The following is a 20,848-nucleotide window of genomic DNA, read 5'->3' as shown; positions in this document are numbered from 1 at the left end:
CTTAATCCTTCGCCTCCACCTGCTTGGGATCCTTGGTGCGCACGCCCCAGATGATCAGACCAATGATGAAGAAAGCACTCGGCGGCAGCAGCAGCAGGCCGTTGGGCACATACCAGCCACCATTGTTCACCAGCGGCAGCAGCTCGATGCCGAACCAGGTGCCGGAACCCAGGATCTCGCGCACGGTGGCCACGGTCAGCAGCACGGCGCCATAACCCAGACCGTTGCCGATACCGTCCAGGAAGGAGGGCAGCGGGGCACTCTTCATGGCGTAGGCTTCGGCACGACCCATCACGATACAGTTGGTGATGATGAGGCCGACGAACACCGACAGTTGCTTGGAGATGTCATAGGCATACGCCTTGAGCACCTGGTCAACCACGATAACCAGCGAGGCAATCACCGCCATCTGGGCGATGATCCGCACGCTGTTCGGGATCTGGTTGCGGATCAGGGAGATGAACAGGTTGGAGAAGGCGGTGACCGCAGTAACGGCCAGCGTCATCACGAACGCCGTCTTCATCTGGCTGGTAACGGCCAGCGCGGAACAGACACCCAGCACCTGCAGTGCGATGGGGTTGTTGCCGAGCACAGGCGTCAACAGCAACTTTTTCATTTCGCTCTTGTCAGCCATTGTTGATTTCTCCTGCACGTACTTTGGCCAGGAAGGGACCGAAGCCCTTGGGGCCCATCCAGAAGTCGAAGGTGTGCTGTACACCATTACCGGTCAGGGTTGCACCAGACAGGCCGTCGACTTCATGCTCGGAACCAGCCGGAGCATGGCCCTTGATCACCCGCAGCGCAGGCTGGCCGTTCTGGTCGAACAGCTTCTTGCCGACGAACAGCTCGCGCCAGGCCGGATTCTCGATCTCGCCACCCAGACCCGGGGTTTCACCGTGGTCATAGTAGGTGATGCCCTTGATGGTCTGGCCATCGGCCGCGACTGCTACGAAGGCGTACATGGTGGACCACAGACCCTGGCCGTAGATCGGCAGGATGATGTTGTCGACCTTGCCTTCGGCATCTTTGGCGAAGAACACCGGGATCAGTTTGGAGATTTGACGCAGGCCGGCCTTGTCGTCGGCCGGGGCCAGACGGATGCTCTTGGCCGGGTCCTTGGCGGCAACCTTGGTGTCGAAGTTGTCGGCATCGCCGTCAACGAACTCACCAGTGGTCAGATCCACCAGACGCGCTTCAATCTTGTCGCCATAGAGCTGGGCCAGGTCACGCTTGGCCACAGCGCTGATGTCGACGCCGGCGACGGACAGGATGTTGCTTTGCTTGTCCAGCGCCTTGTTTTCCAGCTGGGCCGGACGCAGACCCACGGCGGCCACGGAGACCACGATGGAGCAGACCAGACACAGACCGGTCACTACGGCGAGAGTGCCGGTAGTAGAGTCTTTATTAAACGCCACGTGCGATCCTCCGCTTGATGTTCGCCTGTGCCACGAAATGGTCAAACAAGGGGGCAAACAGGTTGGCGAACAGAATGGCCAGCATCATGCCTTCCGGGAATGCAGGGTTCACTACCCGGATCAGCACCACCATCACGCCGATCAGGGCGCCATACCACCACTTGCCCTTGTTGGTGAAGGCAGCGGAAACGGGGTCGGTCGCCATGAAGGCCATGCCGAACGCGAAGCCACCTAACACCAGGTGCCAGTGCCACGGCATGCTGAACATGGGGTTGGTATCGGAACCGATGACGTTGAACAGCAGGGAGGTCGCGACCATGCCGACCATGACGCCGGCGATGATGCGCCAGGAGGCGATGCGCATGTAGACGATCATGGCTGCGCCGATGAGGATCATCAGGGTGGAAACTTCACCGATGGAACCGGGCAGGTTGCCAAGGAAGGCATCCATCCAGCTGATGGCTTCACCGGTGGCACCGTTGATCAGCGCCATCTGGCCGCCCTGGGCCCACTGGCTCAGTGCGGTTGCGCCGGAGAAGCCGTCAACGGCAACCCAGACCGCATCACCGGAGATTTGACCCGGGTAGGCGAAGAACAGGAAGGCACGACCCGCCAACGCCGGGTTCAGGAAGTTTTTGCCGGTACCACCGAACACTTCCTTGGCCAGCACCACACCGAAGGTGATACCCAGGGCAGCTTGCCACAGGGGCAGCTCGGGCGGCACGATCAGGGCGAACAGGATGGAGGTCACGAAGAAGCCTTCGTTGATCTCGTGCTTGCGCACCATGGCGAACAACACTTCCCAGAAACCACCGACGATGAAGACGGTGATGTAGATCGGGAAGAAGTGCGCCGCACCGATCAGCATCTTGCTGCCGATGCCGGCGACGGCCGGATCCAGCGAGGCACCGAACAGGGTGGCCAGGGCGTATTGCCAGGAATCGGCACCGGCCGCGCTGCCCATGTGGGCGATAGCGGCGATAGACTGGTTGCCGACGTTGTACATGCCCCAGAACATGGCCGGGAACACAGCCAGCCACACCATGATCATCATGCGCTTCAGATCGATCGCATCACGGACATGGGCGGCATTGCGGGTCACGGAACCCGGGGTATAAAACAGGGTGTACGCCGCTTCGAACAAGGCATAGTACTTTGCGTACTTGCCACCCGGCTCGAAGTGATGTTCCATATTTTCAAGAAGTTGCTTGAAACTCATCGCTTAACCTTCCAGTTCGATCTTGGTCAGGCACTCACGCAAGACGGGGCCGTACTCTGTCTTGCCGGGGCAGACGAAGGTACAGAGCGCCAAATCTTCCTCATCCAGCTCCAGGCAGCCGAGCGCCTGCGCGCTGTCGGTATCACCGGAGATCAGATCCCGCAGCAGCAGGGTCGGCAGGATGTCGAGCGGCATCACACGCTCATAGTTGCCGATAGGCACCATGGAGCGATCACTACCGTTGGTGGTGGTAGTGAAGTTGATGAGTTTGCCCTTCATCAGGTGAGAGAGGGTGGTACGGGTGATGGAGAACTTGTTGGCACTGGGTTTGACCCAGCCCATGAACTCTTTCTCACGGCCTTCGCCCAGCACGCTCACCTGGTTGTGGAAGCGACCCAGGTAGTCATGGACCCCTTCGGCCTTGGCACCGCTCAGCAGGGAACCGGAGATGATGCGGTTTTCGTCCGCACGCAGCTCGTTGTTGGTCAGCTGGCTGAGGCTGGCACCCAGACGGGTACGCAGCAGACGCGGCTTGATGACGTTCGGGCCAGCCAGGGAGATCACCTTGTCGGTAAAGATCTGGCCGGTGGTGAACAGCTTGCCGTAAGCGATCACGTCCTGATAGTTGATGTGCCACTGCACCTTGTTGGCACCGACCGGATCCAGGAAGTGGATGTGGGTGCCCGGCAGACCGGCGGGATGCGGACCGACGAACACGGCTTCCTTGACCTGGGCCAGGGAGGAGTGCGGCAGGCTGGCTTCGCCCTTGCAGACGTGGACGGTACCATCGGTCAGGCGGGTCAGCACGGCCAGACCGTCGAGGAAGGCCTGGGCCTGTTCCTTGATGATCAGCTCCGCACTGGCGGCCAGCGGGTTGGTGTCCATGGCGGTGACGAAGATGGCGCGCGGGGTGGAGCCCACGGCCGGCACCTTGCTGAACGGGCGGGTACGCAGCGCGGTCCATTGGCCTGATGCGACCAGGATCTCCTGCACCTTGCTGCGCTCGAGCTGTGCCAGCTCGGCGGAGGCAAAATGCTCAAAGGTCACCTGCTCGTCGGACCCATCGATGTCGATGACGACGGACTGGAGAACACGCTTGGCACCACGGTTGATCTCAGAAACCACACCGGTGGCAGGGGCCGTGAATTTAACGCCGGGATTCTTCTTATCTTCGAAGAGCTCCTGACCTTTAATGACGCGATCACCTACTTTGACAAACATAGTAGGACGCATCCCCACGAACTCTTCGCCGAGTGTAGCAACACGGGTGATGGCCGGGCCATCGTAGATTACTTGCTCCGGAGCACCCAGCACGGGGATGTCCAGTCCTCTTTTAATTGTAATCATACTCACTTGCACTACCGTTAAGGGAAGACAGGTTGGTTAGCGCCGAGAAATACATCACGACGAGTTGTTGAATGAGCCCGTCAACATCGCGGAAAGCTGTCGAAGAAATAAACAAATCAGCAACATACAGGATCATTCAAAAGCGCCTGAGTTTACCACCTTAGGCGAGTTAGCCGCCACGCCAAATGGGGAAAATCCCCGCCCTATCACAAAATTAACCTTCACTGAATATTTCGCGCACGTCCTTGCAAACCGTGGTTTTAAAGGACTTTTCGCAAAACCAACCATATAGAGGTATTTTTCAGGCGTAAGGAAAAGGATTAGAAAAAATAATGCTACACCCCTCATCCCTGGCGGCACACCATTCGTGATAGCGCTGTTAATGGCCCGAGGAAGGCGCCATCAGAAGGTCCAACGGCTCACGCAAAGGGGGATTTGCTGACGCAACCCGGCGTCTTTGGCGCCTGCTCCCTGGCCTGCCACTCGGATTCGGTATAGGTATGCAGCGCCAATGCATGAATGGCTCCCGCCAGCTCGTCGGCCAGCACCCCGTTCACCTGACGATGGCGACCCAGCAAACGCTGTCCCTCAAACGCCTGGCTCACCACGACTACCTTGAAGTGGCTTTCGGAGCCCGGTGCCACCCTGTGCATGTAGCTCTCATTGATCACTTCCAGGTGGCTCGGGGAGAGCGCGGCGGCCAGCTTGGCCTCTATCTGTTGTTGCATGCTCACGGTAAGGACTCCTCGTTGAATATCCGGCCATTGTAGCCAGGGTTGTGCGCCCGATGCATCAGGTACGAAGGATCCGCTCGCTCTCGCCGCACCGGACTGGTGAATTTCTCCGCCGCCGCTAGAATAGCGCCACTTTCACCGCTGCCGGGCAACACGGGGCAGACGGTCGCCATTCATCAATCACACGTTGGACTCTTGCCTATGCAAACCCTGCTCGACACGGCCCACTGCCGCCTGACCCTGTATCGTTACCCACGGCAGAGCCAGGACCCCCTGCAGGCCTGGGATGCGGCGGACGAGTACCTGATAAGCCACCTTGCCGAATCGCAGCAGGCACCTGACGGCCCCGTCATCATCATGAACGACGGCTTCGGTGCCCTGGCAGGCTACCTGCATGCCCACGCCCCCGTCTGCGTGACCGACTCCCACATCAGCGAGCGGGCCACCCTGGCCAACCTGGCGGAAAACGGGCTGGATCCCCACTCCATCACCCTGCAGGATGCCCTGGCCCCCCTGCCCGATGCCCCCGCCCTGGTGGTGATCAAGGTCTCCAAGTATCAGGCGCTGCTGGAGCAGCAACTGCTTGCCCTGCGCGGGGTCGTGACCCCTGCGACCCGCATCATTGCTGCCGGCAAGGCCAAGGACATCCACACCTCCACCCTCAAGCTGTTCGAAAAGTATCTGGGGGAGACCCGCACCTCGCTCGCCTGGAAGAAGGCGCGCCTCATTCATTGCACCCCGGCCGCCGAGCGCCCGTCCCTGACCAGTCCCTTCCCGACCGTCTGGCCGCTGGAAGGCACCGACATGCTCATCCACAACCATGCCAACGTGTTCTCGCGCACCAGCCTGGATATCGGCGCCCGCTTCATGCTGGACAACCTGCCCATCCACAGTGCCCGCAGGGTGATCGATCTGGGCTGTGGCAACGGCGTGCTCGGGCTCTCCCTGCTCGCGCGGGACAGCGAGGTGGAGGTGACCTTCATCGACGAATCCCGGATGGCGGTGGCGTCCGCACGGCTCAACGTCGAGCACAACCTGCCCGATGCCCTGCCCCGTGCCCACTTCATGGTCAACAACTGTCTCGATGACGTTCCCGTCGGGGCAGCGGACAGGATCCTCTGCAATCCCCCCTTCCATCAGTTGCAGGCGATCACCGATCACATCGCCTGGCAGATGTTCAGCGACGCCCACCGGGTGTTGCCTCAGGGGGGCGAACTCTGGATAGTAGGCAACCGTCATCTGGACTATCACAACAAACTCAAGCGCCTGTTTGGCAACGCACAAGTCGTTGCGTCGAACAGCAAATTCGTTATTTTGAAAGCCATCAAACGCTAAAGATAAAGCTAAAGGAAACCCATGATGAAAAAGTCACTCTTGCTGCTGGCCGCTCTGGTATTGGGCGGTTGTGCTACTCACTGGCCCGAGAGCGCCCTGCTCAACCCGCAAGTCATCCCCTCCAACCAGCAGTACTACTCCGGCAACCGCATCACCATGGAAGGGGTGGACAAGCGTGAAGCCGCCTATGTCTTCTCCATCAAGAAGAAAGAGAAGGCCCCTGTGCTGGTGAACAGCAGTCAGCCTCTCAACAGCCTGCTGGCTGAAAAACTCGCGGAAGGGCTGCGCAGCCAGGGCCTGGAAGTGGGCAACAGCGGCACCACCAACCTGACGCTGGCCATCTCCACTGCCGCCGTCACCGTGGAAGAGAAGACCTTCACCTATGTCACCAAGTCCCGCGTCAGCCTGCAGGTGATTGCCGACTTCCAGGGCAGCAAGCTGACCAAGCAGTTCAACATGTCCTCCAGCAAAGAGAGCCCGGGCGAGCCGAGCATGGCCGATCTGGAATCCACTCTGAACCAGCAGCTGGGCAGCGTGCTGCAGCAGATCATGGCCGACGAGGCACTGCGCGGTTATCTCAAGGGCCAGCCGAGCTGAGCGAGGACATATAAATGAAGAAACTCTGGTTACTGGTCACCCTGATCGCCCCCCTGGCTTTTGCCGGTCAAAAAGTCCAGATGGAGACCAACCATGGCACCATCGTCGTGGAGCTGGCCCCCAAACAGGCGCCCCAGACCGTGAAGAACTTCCTGCGCTACGTGGCAGACGGCAGCTATGACGGTAGCCTGTTCCACCGGGTGATCCAGAACTTCGTGGTGCAGGGTGGGGGCTACAACCAGCAGTTCCAGCCCCTGCCGACCTTCGATCCCGTGGTCAACGAGTCCAGAGGCGGCCTGCCCAACAAGCGCGGCACCATCGCCATGGCCCGCACCCAGGCGGTCGACAGCGCCACTCGCCAGTTCTATTTCAATCTGGTGGACAACGACAACCTCAACGCCAATGCCGGCGCCGGTTACACCGTGTTCGGCCAGGTCGTGAAGGGGATGGAGGTGCTGGACAAACTGGCCCAGGTCCAGACCGGCTACAGCTCCATCCTGCGTGCCAACGACGTCCCCACCAGCCCCATCATCCTGAAGAAAGTGGTGCTGCTCGCGGACAAATAACGCGGCCCGGATCACATTCCACCGCGTCCCTGAACGGGTCACCAATCTCTTTTTCTATACTCTGCTCCCCGATGTGTGCCACGCATCGGGGAGCAGAACCAGAAGGAGGAACCGGTGACCTGTCATGATTACATAGCCCAACACGCCGGCCCGCTAGCCCAGGCGGTTCGCCATTTTCTGGCACGCAAGATTCCCTACCAGCAGCTGGAGGACTTGAGCTGGCAGCTCCTCTCCCATTGGCAGGCGCTCTGCGTGATCCCCATGGACAAGGCTCCCGCCAACGCACAGGAAGGGGTGTTCTGGCATCTGCTTCACAGCCTGCACCTGTGGGATGAGCAGCGCCTCCTTTGTGATGACGCGCTGCGCCTGCAACTCATGGCCTGCGCCAATTTTCTCGCCGACGAGGGCCCCTGCCCGCACCACTGCATCGGCTCGCGCCCCTGAAACCTGCCGCCCGCCACTCGGCTTGCCTTGGCTACGCCTGCCGAACCTGACAAAATGACCCCCTTTTCCCCGAGGAGTCAGGCAGTTGAACAATCTCCGCCCGCCCAGCCACACACCGGGCCGCGCCACCCGCTGGCGAGATGCCCTCGCCGTCTATCTGGAAGCGCGGGTACTCATCCTGTTTGCCATGGGATTCTCCTCCGGCCTGCCCTTGCTGCTGGTCTTTGGCACCCTCTCGTTCTGGCTGCGCGAAGCGGATGTCAGCCTGACCGACATTGGCTACATGAGCTGGGTAGCCCTGGCCTACGGTTTCAAGTGGCTGTGGTCGCCCCTGGTGGATCGGCTGCCCCTGCCCCTGCTGTCACGGCTGCTTGGGCGGCGACGCAGCTGGATGCTGTTCTCCCAGGTGCTGATCGCCCTCTCCCTGGTGGGGATGGCCTATTGCGATCCCAAGACCCAGCTCGCCCAGCTGGCCCTCTTCGCCCTGCTGGTGGCCTTCTCCTCTGCCACCCAGGACATCGTCATCGACGCCTATCGCATCGAATCCGCTCCCGAGCGGCTGCAGGCGGCCATGGCCGCGTCCTATATGACGGGGTATCGACTCGCCATGATCATGGCGGGAGCGGGGGCGCTTGCGCTGGCGGCCTGGCTCGGCAGCAACAGCGGCTATGACTATCGCGGCTGGCAGCTCACCTATCTGCTGATGGGAGGGCTGATGTCTCTTGGCATCCTCACCACCCTGATGAGTCACGAGCCGCAGATCGATCTCAAGAGTCAGGACGAGCAGCAGATGGCGCGCAAGGCCACCCTGCTGGCACGGGGTTGGTCACCCATGCTGGCCGGGCTGGGGGCCTGGACCTACGAGGCCATCTGGTGTCCCTTCGCCGACTTCTTCCGTCGCTACGGCTCCTCGGCCCTGCTGATCCTCGGGCTTATCGCCTGCTATCGCATCTCGGACGTGGTGATGGGGGTGATGTCCAACAGTTTCTATGTGGATCTGCAGTTCAGCAAGACGGAAGTGGCCACCATCACCAAGGTCTATGGCGTCATCATGACGCTGGTGGGGGCCGCGCTCGGGGGCGTGCTGGTGATGCGCTTTGGCACCCTGCGCATCCTGTTCCTCGGCGCCGTGCTGACCGCCAGCACCAACCTGCTGTTCGCTCTCCTCAACGAAGTGGGCCACAACCTGGAGCTGCTGACTCTGATCATCTCGCTGGACAACCTCAGCGCCGGCATAGCGACGGCTGCGTTTGTAACCTATCTATCGAGCCTCACCAACGTCGCCTTCTCCGCCACCCAGTACGCCCTGTTCAGCTCCATCATGCTGTTGCTGCCCAAGTTGCTGGCGGGGTTTTCTGGTCGCGTGGTGGAGCAGATCGGCTACAGCCACTTCTTCATCGGCACCAGTCTGCTCGGCATTCCGGTGATGATCCTGATCATCATGGTTGCCAAACGAGGCAGCACCTTGTCACTACAAACGCACAAATAGCAAGCGTTTGCGCATTTTAGGGGGTGATTAGATTCACAAATCCTGACAAAGTTCCCTGGTGCTTGTTTATCCGTTGAATTTATTTGGCTAGAATCCCTCCCGCTCCTTGTGGGCAGGCTACGGAAAACCTCAACTAACGCACAAGAGACCAATAAAATGGCCAAATTTACCAAGACTCTGATCGCTGCCGGTCTGCTGGCTGCCTCCGCCACTCCGGCCTTCGCTGCCGACTACAGCGGCGACATCCACAAGAACGACTACAAGTGGTTCCAGTTCAACGTGATGCACACCATCGACCAGCTGCCCTACGCTGAGTCCGAAGGTGGTTACAACGATACCTACTTCGAAATGGAGTTTGGTGGCCGTTCCGGTATCTTCGATCTGTACGGTTACGTCGACGTATTCGACATCTTCCAGAACCGTCACGACGACAAGCACAACCAGGACAACCTGTTCATCAAATTTGCACCGCGCATCTCCATCGATGCCATGACCGGCAAAGATCTCTCCTTCGGCCCGGTGCAGGAAGTCTACATCGCCAACCTGATCAACGTAGGTGGTCCGGATGGTCTGTTTGAAGCCATGACCGGTTTGGGTGCAGACGTCATGGTGCCTTGGTTCGGCAAAATGGGCATGAACCTGTATGCCCGTCACGTCAATGAAGGCGGTGGCGAGCAGGGCTGGAACGGCTATCAGTTCTCCATGAACTGGTTCAAGCCTTTCTACACCTTCTCCAACGGCAGCTTCGTAGCCTATCAGGGTTACCTGGATCACCTGTTTGATGCCAAGGACACTTCCACCGACGGTACCGCCATGTTCAACGGCCTGTACTGGCACTCCGACCGCTACGCCGTCGGTTACGGTCTGAAGTACTTCAACGACATCTACGGCATCCAGAACGGTTCCTACGGTCTGAAGACCACTGGTTTCGGCCACTACTTCTCCGTGACCTACAAGTTCTAATCGAACTCATCACACGGACACAAAAAACCGGAGCAGCTGCTCCGGTTTTTTTATGCCCTCATGCTGGCAGTGGGGGAGAGCCGCGCCCTCCCCGTTCGCCATCAATCGCGGAAGTTCTGGAACTGCATCGGCTGGCCCAGTTCGGCGCCACGCACCAGAGCCATGGTCTCTTGCAGATCGTCGCGCTTCTTGCCGGTGACCCGCACCTCGTCGCCCTGGATGGCGGCCTGCACCTTGATCTTGGAATCCTTGATGAGCTTCACCAGCTTCTTGGCCACTTCCTTGTCGATCCCCTGCTTGAACTTCACGGTCAGGTGGAAACGCTTGCCGGAGTGGACGCTGTCACCCACGTCCATGGAACTGTTCTCGATCTGGCGCTTGAGCAGAGCACCGCGCAGGATCTCGACCATCTGCTTGAGCTGGAAATCGGCATCGGCTTCCAGCTTCACTTCTTCCTTGTTCAATTCGAAGCTGGCTTCCACACCACGAAAATCGAAACGGGTCGCCAGTTCACGGTTGGCGTTATCAACGGCGTTCAACACCTCGTTCATTTTGACTTCAGAGACAATATCGAATGACGGCATAGCCGGGCTCCTCATGCTGTACTTCAGGTTGTGCTGACAGGTGGGCAAATCTACCAGAAAACGGGCAAATTTGCTGATTTCGATGGGATTGCTCTGCTAGAATCCCCTGCGCACAGGAATGGTGAGACCCGTTAGAACCCGTTCAGGAGCAGTCGCGAGAGGTCCGACACTCGGTGAAGTGCAGCCCAGGCACCCGTATGGTCATGCATACATGAGGCTCCCTGGCTGCGCATGAGCCTTGAGCACGACCCGGCAGTCAGCTCATGCATCGGTTCCAGGTATTCACCAAGCGACATCTTCCCTTATCCCGGGTTGGCGGTTGACAGGATGGCAGCCCTTCCCATGATCGAGCCTCTTCATGCCAAGCGGATTACGCGACAACAACCTGAAAACACGCCGTCACCCTGTCTCTCCCGAGTGGACCTTGCTGGGCTGCGGCGCCCTGGGCGGCGTCTTCGCCTCCCTGTTGACCCAAAGCGGCCAAGCAACCCGCCTCCTGCTGCGCGAGCACCATCGTGCCACCTTGCACCCCGGCGTCGACTTTACCTCCCTTGAGGGGCATACCCAGCTCCTGGCCATCAAACGCGCCTTCATCGACAAGCCGGGCAGCATCAAACGCCTGCTGGTCATGACCAAGGCGGGGCAGGTGATATCGGCCCTCACTCCCCTGGTCGGGCAACTGGCGGCAGGGGTGCCCATCGTGCTGCTGCACAACGGCATGGGGATCGCCGATCAGGTGGTCGCACTCTTCCCAGACAACCCGGTGATCGCCGGCGTCACCAGCCATGGCGCCATGCAGAGCGGCCACTTCGTGTTCCGCCACACCGGCAAGGGGGAGACCTGGCTGGGCCCTGTCAACGAAGCGGCCCGTGCCCATGCCCACCTCGCCGACGAGCTGGCCAGCGCTCTGGGTCAGGCCGGCTGGGATGAGCAGATCCTGACACGCCAGTGGCAGAAACTCGCCGTCAACTGCGCCATCAATCCCCTCACCGCGCTCTACAAGCTCAAGAACGGCGAATTGGCCGGCCTGCGTTTTGCCGATGTCCTGCAGCAAATCTGCGTGGAAGTGGCTGACGTCATGCGGGCCGAAGGTCAGCCTACCGGCAGCGAAGAGCTGCTACGCCGTGTCATGATGGTGGTGGAGCTCACCGCCGACAATTACTCTTCCATGTATCAGGACATGGAACAGGGCCGCGAGACCGAGATCGAAGCCATCACCGGCTTCCTGTTGAACAAGGCCGCCCTTCACGGTATCGCGGTGCCGGTCAATCAGGGCCTCTATCAGGCCGTCAAAGAGAAGCGCTGAGCAGAGCAGCTGGCAAGCAAGGAGTGCAAGATGAACGTACTGGTACTGGTGGCCCCCGGGTCGGAAGAGATAGAGACGGTTGCCATCGTCGATACCCTGGTTCGGGGTGGCATCGATGTGGTGCTGGCCTCCTGCTGCCCCACTGGAGCGCGCCAGATCCGAGCCTCTCGCGGGGTGCAACTGGTGGCGGATTGCCATCTCGACGAGCTGACCACCCGTGACTTCGATGCCATGGTCGTGCCGGGCGGTCTGCCCGGCAGCGAAGTGATCCGCGACACCCCCCTCGCCATCGACCTGCTACGGGAGCAGGCAGACCTCGGCCGCTGGCGCGCCGCCATCTGCGCCGCACCCGCCGTGGTACTGCACCATCACGGCTTGCTGGGGGATGCGAGCATCACCTGCCACCCGGGCTTTCAGGCCCGTCTGCCCGCGACACAATTGAGCACGGCAAGGGTAGTGACCGATGAAGCCCATCGCCTGATCACCAGCCAGGGCCCGGGTACCGCTATCGAGTTCGCCCTCGAGATAGTACGGGTACTGCGCGGTGACGAGGCCGCCCGTACGGTGGCCGGTCCCATGGTGTTGCCCCCCTCGCTATCGCCATAACCACATCGGGCACTCCGATGAAAGCGACAGAGCCCCCTTGCTTGGTCTATGTTGGCTGCTCTTGTGCTAGATAAAACAATCCGGGCTTCCCCGGCCTGGCACCGACTGTTAACATGCGCCCCTTATGCCTGTTATGTGCTCTGGGGTGGCCGTCACGCCGCCCTGACCCTGCCCTGTGCGGCCTCTGCCGCCTGACTCCGGTTATGCCGACCGGCCGGTTTACCCGACCATCAACAGCCAATCCAACCCTGTGATCCCCGCCATTCCCCCTGATTTGCGGGCCTGTGGCCATGGATCCTCAACGAGCGAGAAAATCCCCATGCTGGAACGTGCAAGACAAGAGTGGTTCTCCAACATACGGGGCGATCTGCTGTCGGGCATCGTCGTCGCCCTGGCGCTGATCCCGGAGGCCATCGCCTTCTCCATCATTGCGGGCGTCGACCCCAAGGTCGGCCTCTATGCCTCCTTCTGCATCGCCGTGGTCATCGCCTTCGTCGGCGGTCGTCCCGGCATGATTTCTGCCGCCACCGGCGCCATGGCGCTCCTGATGGTGACCCTGGTCAGGGAACATGGCCTGCAGTATCTGCTGGCAGCCACCCTGCTCACCGGCCTCTTCCAGATAGCGGCGGGCTACCTCAGGCTCGGCAGCCTGATGCGATTCGTCTCCCGCTCCGTGGTGACCGGCTTCGTCAACGCCCTGGCCATCCTTATCTTCATGGCCCAGCTGCCCGAGCTCACCAACGTCACCTGGCAGGTCTACGCCATGACCGCAGCCGGGCTTGGCATCATCTATCTGTTCCCGCTCGTTCCCGTGGTGGGCAAACTGCTCCCCTCCCCCCTGCTGTGCATCGTCATCCTGACGGCGGTGGCCATCACCCTGGGCATCGACATCCGTACCGTGGGCGACATGGGCGAGCTGCCCGATACCCTGCCGGTCTTCCTCTGGCCCGACGTCCCCCTCAATCTGGAGACCCTGGCCATCATCTTCCCCTATTCAGCGGGGCTGGCGGTGGTGGGACTGCTCGAGTCCATGATGACGGCAGCCATCGTCGACGAGATGACCGACACCCCAAGCGATCGCAACCGCGAGTGCAAGGGTCAGGGGATCGCCAACATCGGCGCCGGTCTGCTGGGAGGCATGGCGGGGTGCGCCATGATTGGCCAGTCCGTCATCAACATCAAATCCGGTGGCCGCGGCCGCCTCTCCACCTTCGTGGCGGGGACCCTGCTCATCCTGATGGTGGTCTTCATGGATGAGTGGATCCGTCAGATCCCCATGGCAGCCCTGGTGGCCGTGATGATCATGGTCTCCATCGGCACGTTTTCCTGGGAGTCGGTACGCAACCTGAAGAGCCACCCCCTCTCCACCAACCTGGTGATGGTAACCACCGTCGCCGTGGTGGTCGCGACCCACAACCTGGCACTCGGGGTCTTCGTGGGGGTGCTGCTCGCCTCCCTCTTCTTCGCCCACAAGGTTGCCCGCGTCATGCTGGTCAAGAGCGACAGCGAGCGCAGCGGCGCCGTGCGTACCTATCTGGTGCGGGGCCAGGTCTTCTTTGCCAGCGCCGAGCAGTTCCTGGCCAGTTTCGATTTCAGGGAGGAAGTGGAGAAGGTGGTCATCGACCTGACGCACGCCCACTTCTGGGACATCACCGCCATCACGGCCCTCGACAAGGTGGTCATCAAGTTCCGCCGCGAGGGGAAAGAGGTGGCGGTCATCGGCCTGAACGACGCCAGTGCCACCCTGGTCGATCGCTTTGCCATCCACGACAAACGCCAGGAGGGAGAGCCCCTGCTGGCCGAGCATTGATCCCGGCGCCCCCATGAGGGCGCTGCCTGCAAGCCATAAAAAAAGCCCGTCTCTCACCATGAGATGGGCTTTTTTTGGGCTGTTGGATCACAGTCAACACACGCGCCTCGGCGCGCCCATCCCGAGCCGATGCGGCAACGCGGGGTCATGACCTGCCGTCAGGGTGCAAGAGGGGCCATGAAAGCAGGAACAGGGTGCCGCCCCGCCCGCCGGGTTGGCAAACCGCGCTGCCGCCGTGGGCCTCGGCAATCGCCTTGACCACCGCCAGCCCGAGCCCGCTGCCGCCACTCTTGCGCGAGCGTGACGGATCCCCTCGGCGAAACGCCTCGAAGATATGGGCGGCGACCTCCTCGCTGATACCAGGCCCCTCATCCTCCACGCTCAGGATGCACTGGGGGCCCGAACGATGCAGGCGCACGGTCAGCATGCCCGGCACCGCGTGCTTCTGGGCATTTTCCAGCAGCGCCATCAGGGCCTGACGGATGCGAAGAGCATCACAACAGACCCAGAGCTCGGCATCGAGCTCCCGCTTGAGGGTGAAACCGCTCGCGGCCAGAGGGGTGGCAAACGCCTCAAGCACCACGGCAAGCTCGTCGACCAGCCTGATCTCCTCTCGTTGCAGCTCCAGGTGGCCGCTGTCGTTGAGACTGAGTACCCGCAAGTCTTCGATCAGGTGGGTCAATCCCTCCACCTGGCGCAACAAGCCTTCAAAGAGCGCACGCTCTGGCGGAAATACCCCTTCGGCCAGCCCCTGCAAGCGGCCACGCAAGATGGTCACCGGGGTGCGCAATTCGTGGGCGATGGCGGCATTCCAGAACTCCCGCTCGCGGGTCATGCTTTGCAGTCGCTCGGCCATGGTGTTGAAGTCCCGCACCAGTTGCGCCGTCTCCCCGATCGCCTGTTCATCCAGCGGCACGCGCGCATCGAGTTTGCCCTCTGCCACCTCGCGCAGGCTGTTCGCCACCGAATTGAGCGGGGTCAGGATGCGCCGAGAGAGGCGCACCGCCACGTACAGCGCCATCCCCAATGCAATGAGAATGGTCGAGCCGATCCAGATCATCTCGACCCTGGAGGGCATCCAGCTCTCGGAAATGCTGCCAGGCACATAGGTCACGGCAATGGCGTAGAACACATAGGTGCCGATCACCGCGAGGCAGATGATGCCGAGCGCCATCAGCCCCAGGGAGCGGATGATCTGCCTGCGCAGGCCGGGTGCCGATGTCACGCATCGCCCCCGAAGCGATAGCCGACGCCCCAGACACTGGCGGGCACCCCCTGGATGCCCTGTGCCTCCAGCTTCTTGCGCAGCTTGCTGATGTGGCTGTCCACCGTGCGCTCCTGGGTATCCCCCTCCGGCAGGCAGTGGGTCAGCAGTTCGGCGCGGCTGAACACCCGCTTGGGTGCCCGCATCAGAGAGGCGAGTAACTTGAACTCGGTCAGGGTCAGATCCAGCATCTGCTGCCCCTCATCGCGGCAAAGGCTGGCCTCGTGGCTCTCCAGATCGATCTGGAAGGGGCCGACCCGCAGCACCCGGGCCGTGGTCTGTTTCGCAGCCTGGCTGCGTCTGAGCACCGCCTGTACCCGAGCCACCACTTCGGCCGGGTTGAAGGGTTTGACCACATAGTCATCCGCCCCCATGCGCAGCCCCATCAGCTTGTCGAGGTCCTGATCCAGGGCGGTCAGCATGATCACCGGCGTGTCGCCACGGGCCCGGATCTCGCTGAGCACCTGCCAGCCATCGAGCTGCGGCATCTGCACATCCAGCAACAGGAGATCGGGTTTGCATGTCTGGTGCATGGCCAGGGCTTCGCGGCCATCGGCGGCATGCAGGGTGCGCAATCCGTGGCGTTGCAGGTAAGCGGCGAGGATGTCGGCTATCTCGGCTTCATCCTCTGCAATCAGTACCAGTGACTGGGCCGCCGGGTTGGCGGAAGCAGGAAGATACGACATGGTCGGACTCGAAAATGGTGGGCTTGAACTTTATCACCGCCTCCATGGATTCTCCACAAAGCCTCGAATCATTCGCAATAGCCCCTCTCCATAATGCCCGCTCGATGTGCTCTCGCGGCAGCACCATGCCCGGGAGGCGGTTTAACGAGGTGAGTATGATGTTTGTCAAACAGCGGTATGCGGGCACCCTGCTCGCCGTCATTGCCGTATTCGGATTGGCAGGTTGCGATGGGGCGTCGCAAGCGCAAGATGCGCCGACCCTTCCTCAGGTGTCGGTGATGACGCTGGCAGGTCAGGACCTGGTCATCAGCGAGGATCTGCCCGCCCGGGTGGCCGCGCTGCGCAGCGCCGAAATTCGGGCCCAAATCAGCGGCATCGTGCAGCGCCGCCTGTTCGAGCAGGGCGCCGAAATCGGCGCAGGCACCGTTCTGTTCCAGATAAATCCGGCCCCCTTCAAGGCGGATGTAGACAGCGCCGCCGCCGCATTGCAGCGCGCGGAGGCCGTGCTGGCCCGCGCCCGTATCCAGATTGACCGTCTGGTGCCGCTGCTGCGCACCGAGGCCATCAGCCGCCAGACCTATGACGATGCCGTCTCCCAGCGGGATCAGGCGGCCGCCGACGTGGCTCAGGCCAGGGCGACCCTGGCCCGGCACCAGCTGAACCTGCAATTTGCCAGCGTGGAAGCCCCCATCGCCGGGCGCATCGATCAGGCGCTGGTGAGTGAAGGGGCCCTGGTGTCCCCCACCGACGCCACCCCCATGGCCAGGATCCAGCAGATCGATCAGGTTTACGTCGATGTCCGTCAACCGGCCTCGGTACTGGACACCCTGCGCCAGCAGGCTGGCTCGACGGCACCGGAACTGGCGGTGGACATCCTCGGCAGCGACGGCAAGCCGCTCGGCATGCAGGGGCACATCCTCTTCTCCGGCATCGAGGTGGATGCCGGTACCGGTGACGTACTGCTGCGGGTACTGGTGGACAACCCGGAGCGGCGGCTGTTGCCCGGTCTCTACGTACAGGCGCGCATTCCCCGGGCTCACTATGCCCACGCCCTGAGCGTGCCTCAGCAGGCGGTGGTGCGTACATCGGGCCAGACCAGCGTGTGGGTGCTGGATGACCAGGGGCAGGCACAACTGGTTCCGGTCAACACCGCTGAGCTGATGAATAGCCATTACCGCATCACGTCCGGACTCAGCGCCGGACAGCGGGTGGTGATCGAGGGGATCGACCGCCTGACCCCGGGGACGCAAGTCATTGCCCATCCCTGGCAATCCCCCGCAGTCAGCCAGCAGGCTGACGCCGGTAACCGTTGAATCGGAGACATTTCATGCCGCAGTTTTTCATTCATCGCCCGGTGTTTGCCTGGGTGCTCGCCCTCTTCATCATGCTGGCGGGGGTCATCGCCATCCCCAAGCTGCCCATCTCCCGCTACCCCTCGGTGGCGCCGGTGTCGGTGACCCTCTATGCCACCTATCCGGGCGCCACGCCGCAGACCCTGAATGATGCGGTGGTGAGCCTGATCGAGCGCGAGCTGTCGGGGGTCAAGAACCTGCTCTACTTCGAGTCATCGGTAGATGCCTCCGGCAGCGCGCAGATCACCGCCACCTTCAAGCCGGGCACCGATCCGGAGCTGGCCCAGATGGACGTGCAAAACCGCATCAAGGCGGTCGAGCCTCGCTTGCCACTGGCGGTGCGGCAAACCGGCCTGCAGGTGGAATCCGCCTCGTCCGGCTTTCTGATGATGGCCGGCATGACTTCACCGGATGGCCGCTTCGATGAGGTCGCGCTGAACGACTACATGGCGCGCAATATCGTGCCGGAGCTGCGCCGCATAGACGGCGTGGGGCGAGTGCAGCTGTTCGGCGCCGAGCAGGCCATGCGCATCTGGGTGGATCCGGGCAAGCTCGCCGCCTACGGGTTGACCATCAGCGAGGTGGCGCAGGCCATCGAGCAGCAGAACGTGCAGATTGCACCGGGGCGCCTCGGCGACGAACCCGCCCTGCCTGGTCAGCGACTGACGGTTCCCCTCACGGTACAGGGGCAGCTGACCACTCCCGAGGCGTTCGCCGCCATCGTGCTGCGGGCCGGTAGTGATGGCGCCAAGCTGGTGCTGGGTGACGTGGCCCGGGTCGAGCTGGGGGCGCAATCCTACGCCTTTTCCAACCGCGAGAACGGGGTGGCTGCCACCAGCGCCGCCATCCAGCTCTCCCCCGGCGCCAACGCCGTGCGCACCGCCGATGCGGTACGCACTCGCCTTACCCAGCTCTCGCCAACCCTGCCGGCGGGCATGGCCTATTCGATCCCCTTTGACTCGGCCCCCTTCGTCAAGGTCTCCATCGACAAGGTGATCCACACCCTGCTGGAAGCCATGGTGCTAGTGTTCCTGGTGATGTTTCTCTTCCTGCAGAACCTGCGCTACACCCTGATCCCGGCTATCGTCGCCCCCATCGCCCTGCTTGGCACCTTCGCGGTGATGCTGCTGGCCGGTTTTTCGATCAACTCCCTGACCATGTTCGGCATGGTGCTGGCCATCGGCATCATCGTCGACGACGCCATCGTGGTGGTGGAAAACGTCGAGCGCCTGATGGCCACCCGGGGGCTCTCGCCCAGGGAGGCAACATCGCGGGCCATGAAGGAGATCACCGGGGCGGTGATCGGCATCACCCTGGTGCTCACGGCGGTGTTCATTCCCATGGCATTCGGCAGCGGCTCCGTGGGGGTCATCTACCAGCAGTTCACCCTGTCGATGGCGGTGTCGATCCTGATTTCCGCCTTCCTCGCCCTGACCCTGACGCCCGCACTCTGCGCCACCTTGCTGCGCCCGGTCAGCCCGAGTCATCATGAGAAGCGCGGCTTCTTCGGTGCCTTCAACCGGGGCGTCGAGCGCCTCACCACAGGCTACGGCGTTCGGGTCACCCGGCTGGTCGGGCGCAGCGGACGCGTGATGGCTACCTTCGCCGCCCTCTGCGCCGTGCTGGCCATTGCGGCCACCCAGCTGCCCTCCTCTTTCCTGCCGGACGAGGATCAGGGCTACTTCATGACCTCCATCCAGTTGCCGACCGGCGCCACCAGCGAGCGCACCCTGGCCGTCATCAAGGAGTTCGAGGCCCATGTGGCCTCTCGCGAGGCGCTCGACACCAACCTGGTGGTGCAGGGCTTCAGCTTCTCCGGCGCCGGCCCCAATGCGGCCATGGCCTTCACCATGCTCAAAGAGTGGGATCAGCGCCATGGTGCCACGGCTGCCGAAGAGGCGGAGCTGGCACAGGCCGCCATGGCCAACAGCAAGGAAGGCACTGTGATGAGCCTGTTGCCGCCCGCCATCGACGAACTGGGCACCTCTTCCGGTTTCACGCTCTTCCTGCAAGACAGGGCCAACCAGGGAGAGGCCGCGCTGCAGGCCGCCCAGGCGCAACTGCTGGCACTGGCGGCCCAAAGCGAGGTGGTGAGCGATGTCTATCCCGACAGCCTGCCCCCCGGCGAGAGCATTCACCTCGAGATCAACCGGCAGAAGGCCGAGGCCATGGGACTCTCGTTCACCAGCGTGAGCAGCACCCTGTCGGCGGCGATGGGGTCGCTCTACATCAACGACTTTCCCAACGGCGGGCACATGCAGCAGGTCATCCTGCAGGCCGACGCGTCGGCGCGCATGCAGCTCGATGACGTACTCGGCCTGCGGGTGCGCAATGCCAGCGGCGGCATGGTGCCCCTGAGGGAGGTGGTGACGCCGACCTGGCGCCAGTCGCCGCAACAGATGATGCGCTTCGAGGGCTTCCCCGCCGTGCGTCTCTCCGGGAGTGCCGCCCCCGGGGTTTCCAGTGGCGCCGCGATGGCGGAAATGGATCGCCTGGTGGCGCAATTGCCGCCAGGCTTCGCCCTGGCCTGGACGGGACAGTCGCTGCAGGAGCGCCGGTCGGCGGCCGAGGCCCCCCTGCTGATGCTGCTGTCGGCGCTGGTGGTCTTCCTGGTGCTGGCCGCGCTCTACGAGAGCTGGTCCATTCCGCTCTCCGTGATGCTGGTGGTCCCCCTGGGCCTGCTCGGCGCCGTGGCGGCGGTGATGCTGCGCGGCATGCCCAACGACGTCTTCTTCAAGGTGGGCATGATCACCATCATCGGTCTGTCGACCAAGAACGCCATCCTCATCGTGGAGTTTGCCCGCCAGTTGCACGGCGAAGGACGCTCGCTGCTTGACGCTGCGGTGACCGCCGCCCGCCTGCGCCTGCGCCCCATCCTGATGACGTCGCTCGCCTTCACCCTCGGCGTGGTGCCGCTGATGCTTGCCAGCGGTGCCAGCGCCGAGACCCAGCATGCCATCGGCACCGGCGTGTTCGGCGGCATGATCAGCGGCACCCTGCTGGCCATCTTCTTCGTGCCGGTCTTTTTTGTCTTCGTCATCGGCACCCAGACGCGCATTCAGGCCTGGCGGGCACAGCGAGCACAGCACCGATCATGCTGACCGCTGCGCGGGTTTGCCGGCCCTGGGGAG

The 20,848-nt window shown here is 62.2% G+C and carries 19 protein-coding genes; 11 read left to right on the top strand and 8 right to left on the bottom strand.

The genetic code is table 11. From position 1 onward, the window contains the following. Position 1: 1 nt before the first annotated feature. From PG879_RS06430 to PG879_RS06410, 5 genes are all read right to left on the bottom strand, one after another. A complete protein-coding gene (locus tag PG879_RS06430) occupies positions 2–634 on the bottom strand; it encodes an NADH:ubiquinone reductase (Na(+)-transporting) subunit D (RefSeq protein ID WP_005303545.1) in 633 nt (210 codons plus the stop codon). Continuing rightward, positions 627–1,415 (bottom strand): Na(+)-translocating NADH-quinone reductase subunit C, encoded by a 789-nt coding sequence (locus PG879_RS06425; RefSeq protein WP_052816328.1) that lies wholly within the window; start codon positions 1,413–1,415, stop codon positions 627–629. The genes PG879_RS06430 and PG879_RS06425 overlap by 8 nt, the downstream gene beginning before the upstream one ends. Continuing rightward, the gene (locus tag PG879_RS06420; RefSeq protein ID WP_010673367.1) at positions 1,405–2,634 is read right to left on the bottom strand and encodes an NADH:ubiquinone reductase (Na(+)-transporting) subunit B; all 1,230 of its coding nucleotides are present in this window, start codon (positions 2,632–2,634) and stop codon (positions 1,405–1,407) included. The genes PG879_RS06425 and PG879_RS06420 overlap by 11 nt, the downstream gene beginning before the upstream one ends. 3 nt (positions 2,635–2,637) lie before the next feature. Beyond that, positions 2,638–3,981 carry a Na(+)-translocating NADH-quinone reductase subunit A gene (locus PG879_RS06415; RefSeq protein WP_029313920.1) on the bottom strand — a complete coding sequence of 448 codons (1,344 nt, stop codon included), beginning with the start codon at positions 3,979–3,981 and terminating at the stop codon, positions 2,638–2,640. Between the two features lie 419 nt (positions 3,982–4,400). Continuing rightward, positions 4,401–4,709: a BolA family protein gene (locus PG879_RS06410; protein WP_010673364.1), complete on the bottom strand. Its 309-nt coding sequence runs from the start codon at positions 4,707–4,709 to the stop codon at positions 4,401–4,403. Positions 4,710–4,916: 207 nt separating this feature from the next. Here PG879_RS06410 and PG879_RS06405 point away from each other — a divergent pair, with 207 nt between their 5' ends. From PG879_RS06405 to PG879_RS06380, 6 genes are all read left to right on the top strand, one after another. After that, on the top strand, positions 4,917–6,050 hold the full coding sequence (locus PG879_RS06405) for a methyltransferase (protein ID WP_052816330.1): 1,134 nt from the start codon (positions 4,917–4,919) through the stop codon (positions 6,048–6,050). 24 nt (positions 6,051–6,074) lie between these two features. Continuing rightward, positions 6,075–6,647, top strand: a complete 573-nt coding sequence (locus tag PG879_RS06400) for a YajG family lipoprotein (RefSeq protein ID WP_010673362.1) — start codon at positions 6,075–6,077, stop codon at positions 6,645–6,647. 14 nt (positions 6,648–6,661) lie between these two features. Further along, positions 6,662–7,213, top strand: a complete 552-nt coding sequence (locus PG879_RS06395) for a peptidylprolyl isomerase (protein ID WP_010673361.1) — start codon at positions 6,662–6,664, stop codon at positions 7,211–7,213. 114 nt (positions 7,214–7,327) lie between these two features. After that, on the top strand, positions 7,328–7,657 hold the full coding sequence (locus PG879_RS06390) for a hypothetical protein (RefSeq protein ID WP_119197398.1): 330 nt from the start codon (positions 7,328–7,330) through the stop codon (positions 7,655–7,657). An 85-nt stretch (positions 7,658–7,742) separates the two neighbouring features. Then, positions 7,743–9,146, top strand: coding sequence for an AmpG family muropeptide MFS transporter (locus tag PG879_RS06385; RefSeq protein ID WP_210601686.1), 1,404 nt, complete (start codon positions 7,743–7,745; stop codon positions 9,144–9,146). Positions 9,147–9,302: 156 nt separating this feature from the next. Continuing rightward, positions 9,303–10,109, top strand: coding sequence for a nucleoside-specific channel-forming Tsx family protein (locus PG879_RS06380; protein ID WP_039040713.1), 807 nt, complete (start codon positions 9,303–9,305; stop codon positions 10,107–10,109). A 101-nt stretch (positions 10,110–10,210) separates the two neighbouring features. Here the strand turns inward: PG879_RS06380 and PG879_RS06375 are convergent, their stop codons facing one another. Beyond that, positions 10,211–10,693 (bottom strand): YajQ family cyclic di-GMP-binding protein, encoded by a 483-nt coding sequence (locus tag PG879_RS06375; RefSeq protein ID WP_010673357.1) that lies wholly within the window; start codon positions 10,691–10,693, stop codon positions 10,211–10,213. Between the two features lie 358 nt (positions 10,694–11,051). Between PG879_RS06375 and PG879_RS06370 the strand changes: the two genes are divergently transcribed. The 3 genes from PG879_RS06370 to PG879_RS06360 all read left to right on the top strand — a co-directional run bounded on the left by PG879_RS06370 (position 11,052) and on the right by PG879_RS06360 (position 14,415). Further along, a complete protein-coding gene (locus tag PG879_RS06370) occupies positions 11,052–11,999 on the top strand; it encodes a ketopantoate reductase family protein (RefSeq protein ID WP_210601687.1) in 948 nt (315 codons plus the stop codon). 30 nt (positions 12,000–12,029) lie between these two features. Beyond that, the gene (locus tag PG879_RS06365; RefSeq protein ID WP_128296725.1) at positions 12,030–12,605 is read left to right on the top strand and encodes a DJ-1 family glyoxalase III; all 576 of its coding nucleotides are present in this window, start codon (positions 12,030–12,032) and stop codon (positions 12,603–12,605) included. 319 nt (positions 12,606–12,924) lie between these two features. Beyond that, positions 12,925–14,415 (top strand): SulP family inorganic anion transporter, encoded by a 1,491-nt coding sequence (locus PG879_RS06360; RefSeq protein WP_134997567.1) that lies wholly within the window; start codon positions 12,925–12,927, stop codon positions 14,413–14,415. Positions 14,416–14,560: 145 nt separating this feature from the next. On the opposite strand, the gene PG879_RS06355 is transcribed toward PG879_RS06360, so the two are convergent. Both PG879_RS06355 and PG879_RS06350 read right to left on the bottom strand, forming a co-directional pair. Then, entirely contained in the window at positions 14,561–15,640 is a 1,080-nt protein-coding gene (locus PG879_RS06355) for an ATP-binding protein (RefSeq protein ID WP_270829922.1), read from the bottom strand. Next, the gene (locus PG879_RS06350) at positions 15,637–16,365 is read right to left on the bottom strand and encodes a response regulator (protein WP_201892295.1); all 729 of its coding nucleotides are present in this window, start codon (positions 16,363–16,365) and stop codon (positions 15,637–15,639) included. The genes PG879_RS06355 and PG879_RS06350 overlap by 4 nt, the downstream gene beginning before the upstream one ends. 155 nt (positions 16,366–16,520) lie before the next feature. Between PG879_RS06350 and PG879_RS06345 the strand changes: the two genes are divergently transcribed. Beyond that, entirely contained in the window at positions 16,521–17,678 is a 1,158-nt protein-coding gene (locus PG879_RS06345) for an efflux RND transporter periplasmic adaptor subunit (RefSeq protein WP_210601689.1), read from the top strand. A 14-nt stretch (positions 17,679–17,692) separates the two neighbouring features. Beyond that, positions 17,693–20,818: a multidrug efflux RND transporter permease subunit gene (locus PG879_RS06340; RefSeq protein WP_270829919.1), complete on the top strand. Its 3,126-nt coding sequence runs from the start codon at positions 17,693–17,695 to the stop codon at positions 20,816–20,818. Positions 20,819–20,848 lie beyond the last annotated feature (30 nt).

This window comes from Aeromonas sp. QDB63, assembly GCF_027707425.1.
GTDB classification, from domain to species: domain Bacteria; phylum Pseudomonadota; class Gammaproteobacteria; order Enterobacterales; family Aeromonadaceae; genus Aeromonas; species Aeromonas caviae.
This window is presented reverse-complemented; position numbering and strand designations above follow the sequence as displayed.